This is a genomic window from Phenylobacterium sp. (genome assembly GCF_035276905.1).
Taxonomy (GTDB): Bacteria; Pseudomonadota; Alphaproteobacteria; order Caulobacterales; family Caulobacteraceae; genus Phenylobacterium.
Map to the genome: position 1 here is coordinate 1 of NZ_DATELG010000354.1, position 4,663 is coordinate 4,663.

The 4,663-nt window shown below is 68.5% G+C and carries 6 protein-coding genes and 1 tRNA gene; 5 read left to right on the top strand and 2 right to left on the bottom strand.

Annotation, left to right across the window (positions count from 1 at the left end; genetic code table 11):
• Window positions 1-85 precede the first annotated feature (85 nt).
• The 4 genes from VJS38_RS16810 (at window position 86) to VJS38_RS16825 (ending at window position 2,174) form a co-directional block, all read left to right on the top strand.
• Window positions 86-367 carry an RNA-binding S4 domain-containing protein gene (locus tag VJS38_RS16810; protein WP_324089305.1) on the top strand — a complete coding sequence of 94 codons (282 nt, stop codon included), beginning with the start codon at window positions 86-88 and terminating at the stop codon, window positions 365-367.
• Between the two features lie 60 nt (window positions 368-427).
• Window positions 428-850 carry a DUF805 domain-containing protein gene (locus VJS38_RS16815; protein WP_324089300.1) on the top strand — a complete coding sequence of 141 codons (423 nt, stop codon included), beginning with the start codon at window positions 428-430 and terminating at the stop codon, window positions 848-850.
• A gap of 157 nt (window positions 851-1,007) precedes the next feature.
• On the top strand, window positions 1,008-1,349 hold the full coding sequence (fdxA, locus tag VJS38_RS16820) for a ferredoxin FdxA (RefSeq protein WP_324089301.1): 342 nt from the start codon (window positions 1,008-1,010) through the stop codon (window positions 1,347-1,349).
• Window positions 1,350-1,661: 312 nt separating this feature from the next.
• The gene (locus VJS38_RS16825) at window positions 1,662-2,174 is read left to right on the top strand and encodes a CarD family transcriptional regulator (protein ID WP_324089302.1); all 513 of its coding nucleotides are present in this window, start codon (window positions 1,662-1,664) and stop codon (window positions 2,172-2,174) included.
• A 13-nt stretch (window positions 2,175-2,187) separates the two neighbouring features.
• Here the strand turns inward: VJS38_RS16825 and VJS38_RS16830 are convergent, their stop codons facing one another.
• A complete protein-coding gene (locus tag VJS38_RS16830; protein ID WP_324089303.1) occupies window positions 2,188-3,474 on the bottom strand; it encodes a dicarboxylate/amino acid:cation symporter in 1,287 nt (428 codons plus the stop codon).
• 268 nt (window positions 3,475-3,742) lie between these two features.
• Between VJS38_RS16830 and VJS38_RS16835 the strand changes: the two genes are divergently transcribed.
• Window positions 3,743-3,819, top strand: a tRNA-Arg gene (locus VJS38_RS16835).
• A gap of 44 nt (window positions 3,820-3,863) precedes the next feature.
• Here the strand turns inward: VJS38_RS16835 and VJS38_RS16840 are convergent.
• Window positions 3,864-4,663 (bottom strand): integrase core domain-containing protein (locus VJS38_RS16840; RefSeq protein ID WP_324089304.1); only part of this gene is annotated, 800 nt, incomplete at its 5' end.

A 4,663-nucleotide genomic window follows, 5' to 3' on the forward strand; every position in this document is an offset into this window, starting at 1 on the left:
AGGCCCCCGTCGCCGCGCCGCCCGCCCGCCGACCGCGACGCCGGCGCACGCCCAAGGCGATGAGGGCGTGAAGGCAGAGGCGCCCATGACCGTCGACGCCTGCCGCGTCGACGTCTGGCTGTGGCGCGCGCGCTTCTTCAAGACCCGCTCCATGGCGGCGAAGTTCGTCGAGGAGGGCCGCCTGCGCCTGACCCGCGCCGGTCATGAGAGCCGGCTCGACAAGCCCGCCCGGCCGGTGAAGGTCGGCGACCAACTGGTCTTTGCGCTCGGCGGGCGGCTGGTCGCGGTGACGGTGGAGGCGATGGGCGAGCGGCGCGGCCCGGCGACGGAGGCGCGCACGCTGTATTCCCAGTTACCAACCGCCTAAACCTTCGGGCAAGGAGCCGTCCGGCAGAGCTGGAGTCGCCACGGAGCCGCTCGCAGCCAGATGTTCACCCGCCACCGATCCGCCACCGACCGACTCTGGCGCGACGACCGCGCGCTGCGCCGCCCTGCGCGCCTCGACCGCCAGACCTACTGGGCGATGCTGGCCGCCGGCCTGGCGGTGACGGCGGCGCTGCAAGCCTTCGGCTTCCGGCCGAACCTCGGCGCCCTCACCATCCTGATGGTGATGCTGCAGATCCGTCGTGCGCGCGACTTCGGCGGCGGCGGCTGGTGGGCGGCGGCGTACCCCCTGCTGGTCCTCTGCCTGCTGACGCGCCCGGCCGACGCGGCGGTCTCGCGTGCGGTGCTGGACCTCGCCATCGTCGGCCTGGTGGCGCTGTTTGGGGCCATCCCCGGCGACGCGGGATTCAATCGCTTCGGGCCGCCGCCCAGGTCCCGACCGATGTTCCGCCGCGCCCAGGCCTGACGCCGGCGCGGGGCGCAGGCGAGAAAGCTTCGCACTGGGATGAAAAAGCCTTCGGCGATTCCGCGGCGCAAGCCCGCTCGGCGGCATTGACAAGCCGCTCGCAGCCCGTGAAAACCGCGCCGCCCCCGGTGGGGAGAGCTGGAGTTTCGGACGCGCCATGACCTACATCGTGATGGATCCCTGCATCAAATGTAAGTTCATGGACTGCGTCGAGGTGTGCCCCGTCGACTGCTTCTACGAGGGCGAGAACTTCCTGGCGATCAATCCCGACGAGTGCATCGACTGCGGCGTCTGCGAGCCGGAGTGCCCGGTGGACGCGATCAAGCCGGACACCGAGGACGAGCCGGACGGCAAGTGGCTGCGCATCAACACCGAGTACGCCAAGGTCTGGCCGAACATCACGGTGAAGGGCGAGCCGCCGGCCGACCGCGAGGAGTACGAGCGCGAGACCGGCAAGTTCGAGAAGTACTTCTCGGAAAAGCCCGGCCGCGGATCGTAAGGCGCGCCTCGCCCTCGGCGCGGCGCCTGCGCGCGCCTCTTAAGGACCAACTCTTTCATTCGTCAGGATTTTGTGCTATCGTCACGAACGACGTGGCGAGAAGGCTATGCCTTGCCCGTCTTCCTGAAGAAGCAACGGCTGGCCCGGACTCGCTGTCCCGGGACTGGCGAGGATGTCTTAAGAGGTTCGATTTTCCCGTCAAACGAAGAGCCGCCGCGGGTCGTTCCGCGGGCTGAAGGTCTCGTCGTGTGACGGTCGCTCGCGCCAGGGATCCGGTTTTGAGCCGGGTCAGGATTTTGAGAGGGTGTCTCGATGAGCAAGAACGGTCATGATTTCTCGGTTGGCGATCACGTCGTCTACCCGGCCCACGGCGTGGGTCAGGTGCAAGGGATCGAAACCCAGGAAGTCGCCGGTCTGAAGCTTGAGGTCTATGTCATCACCTTCGACCACGAGAAGATGACGTTGCGCGTGCCGACCGCCAAGGCCAAGACCGCCGGCCTGCGTCCGCTGGCCGAGACCGACGTCGTCTCCAAGGCGCTCACCACGCTCAAGGGCCGCGCCCGCGTGAAGCGCACCATGTGGTCGCGCCGGGCCCAGGAATACGAAGCCAAGATCAACTCCGGCGACCTGATCTCGATCGCCGAGGTGGTCCGCGACCTGCACCGCGCCGAGAACCAGCCGGAGCAGTCCTATTCCGAGCGCCAGCTCTACGAATCGGCGCTGGACCGCATGGCCCGCGAGGTCGCCGCCATCGAGCGCATCGACCGCGACGCGGCGATCAACATGCTCAACAAGTCGCTGGTGAAGGCCGCCGCCGCGGCCTGAGCCTCCCTCGCCGTTAAGGGAGGGAAAATTCTGCTGCGTCCGGTCCGCGCTCCAGCTCCGCCTTCAGCCGCTCGCGATCGAGGTCGCCCTCCCAGCGGGCCAACGCCAGGGTCGCGACGCCGTTGCCGACGAGGTTGGTCAGCGCCCGGCACTCGCTCATGAAGCGGTCGACGCCGACCAGCAGCGCCAGCGAGGCGATCGGAAGGTCGGGGATGACCGCCAGCGTGGCCGCCAGCGTGATGAAGCCCGCGCCGGTGACGCCGCTCGCGCCCTTGGAGGTCAGCATGGCCACGCCCAGCAGGGTCAGCTCCTGGGACCAGCTCAGCGGCGTATTCGTCGCCTGCGCCAGAAACAGCGTGGCGAGGGTCATATAGATGTTGGTGCCGTCGAGGTTGAAGCTGTAGCCCGTCGGGATCACCAGCCCGACCGTCGCCTTGCCGGCGCCCAGGCGCTCGAGCTTCAGCATCATCTGCGGCAGCACCGCCTCCGACGACGAGGCGCCGAGGACGATCAAGAGCTCCTCGCGGATATAGGCCAGGAACTTCAGGATCGAGAAGCCGCAGATCGCCGCCACCGTCCCCAGCACCACCAGAACGAAGAGGATCGAGGTCCCGTAGAAGGTGGCGATCAGCGCGCCCAGGTTGACCAGGGCCGAGAGCCCGTACTTGCCGACGGTGAAGGCCATCGCCCCGAAGGCGCCGATGGGCGCGAGCCGCACCACCACGCCGATGACGCCGAAGAACAGCTTGCCGATGCTCTCGAGCACATGGGCGGCCTGCTCGCCGAACTCGCCCAGCCGCGTGCAGGCGAAGCCGGTCAGGATGGCGATCAGCAGCACCTGCAGCAGGTCGCCCTTGGCGAAGGCGCCGAAGAAGGCGTCGGGGATCAGGTTCAGCAGGGAGTCGATGAGCCCCTGCTCGTGCGCCGCCTTGGCCGCGTAGCCCGCGCCGATCGAGGCGTCGAGGGTCTTGGGGTCGATGTCGAAGCCGCGGCCGGGCTGCACCGTGCGGCCGACCAGCAGGCCGATCCCCAGCGCCAGCGTCGAGACCGCCTCGAAGTAGATCAGGGTCCGAAGGCCCAGGCGGCCGAAGGCCTTCATGTCGCGCATCTGCGCGATCCCGCCGGCGACGGTGCAGAAGATCACCGGCGCCACGACCATCTTGATCAGCTTGACGAAGGCGTCGCCGAGCGGCTTCAGCGCCGCCCCCAGATGCGGCCAGAGCGCGCCGACCAGCAGGCCCAGCGCCACCGCCGCCAGCACCTGCACATAGAGATGGCGGAACAGACGCCCGAGCCCCATCAGCCCTTCCCCCGACCGCCGCGCCTTCGGTTCCGGCGAAGCTTGCCTTCGTCGGACCCTACCTAACCCGGAGCGACCGCCTCGCCAAACCATGAAGGCCGTCCCGCCGAAGCCGTGCGCGCCGACGCCCGCGTCCGGCGCAGCTTGTCCGCCGCGCTTGCGGGGACGCGCCCGCCGTGGCATCGGTCCCTGCAGGTCGGCGGCGCTGGCTCGCGCGCTTGTCTCAAGAGAGGACCAGGCGCCGCCAGATCGCCGACCTCGCTCGCGCGGCCCGGTAGCTCAGCCGGATAGAGCAGGGCTTTCCTAAAGCCAAGGTCGGGGGTTCGAGTCCCTCCCGGGCCGCCAACGTCCGCCGTGTCCAGCCCGGACACATGGGTTGCAGAATGTACCTAAGAGATGGGTGACAACCTCGGGCCGAACGGGTTGTCGAGGGTTTGCAGGGTCTTCTGCTCCAGGTCGATGTATCCGAGATCGTAGTGCATGAAGCTGACGAGCCAAATGCCCTCGTCGACTTCCTTGATGCCGAGCCGCTGGCCGGCGAGCACGGTGGAGATGTTGATCTTCTTACGGTGCATGCAGAGCCGCCCGCAGGCGGTGACCATGATGTCGCGGTCGTGCAGCGGATAGCTGAGCTCGGGCAGGCCCAGGTAGGGTCTCGGCGAGGGTGAGTAGACCTCGGCCGGCGGCTTCATCTGCAGCGCCTCGTGCGGCCGCTCGGTGTTGAACTCGCGAACGAAGGCGTCGAAACGGCCCTGCTGCTGCAGGCTGTTGCGGCCCGGCGGGCGGGTGGTCTCCTTCTTCAAGGTCAGGTGCATGCGCTCGTGGCGGCCGTTCTGCTGGGGCCGGCCGGGCTTGATGCGCTCGATCTCGATGCCCAGCCGCAGCCACCAGACCGAGAGCTTGGAAAGGCCGTAGAGGCCGTTGGGGCTGGCGAAGGGCACGCCGTTGTCGGAGCGAATCGCGCCGGGCAGCCCGCGCTCGCGGAACAGCTGCTCGAAGGCGGTGATCGCCAACTCCTCGCGGGTGGACTCCAGCGCCTCGCACAGCAGCAGATAGCGCGAAGCATGGTCGGTGACGGTCAGCGGATAGCAGTAGCGGCCGTCGCCCAGCTTGAACTCGCCCTTGAAGTCGGCGCACCAGAGGTCGTTGGGCGCAGCCCCTGGCGACAGCGCCGTGCCCTGCGCCCGAC

What these genes read in the sequence shown, in the direction of transcription:
- VJS38_RS16810 (WP_324089305.1), top strand. Translation starts at nt 86, where the DNA reads ATGACCGTCGACGCCTGCCGCGTCGACGTCTGGCTGTGGCGCGCGCGC.
- VJS38_RS16815 (WP_324089300.1), top strand. Translation starts at nt 428, where the DNA reads ATGTTCACCCGCCACCGATCCGCCACCGACCGACTCTGGCGCGACGAC.
- fdxA (WP_324089301.1), top strand. Translation starts at nt 1,008, where the DNA reads ATGACCTACATCGTGATGGATCCCTGCATCAAATGTAAGTTCATGGAC.
- VJS38_RS16825 (WP_324089302.1), top strand. Translation starts at nt 1,662, where the DNA reads ATGAGCAAGAACGGTCATGATTTCTCGGTTGGCGATCACGTCGTCTAC.
- VJS38_RS16830 (WP_324089303.1), bottom strand. Translation starts at nt 3,474, where the DNA reads ATGGGGCTCGGGCGTCTGTTCCGCCATCTCTATGTGCAGGTGCTGGCG.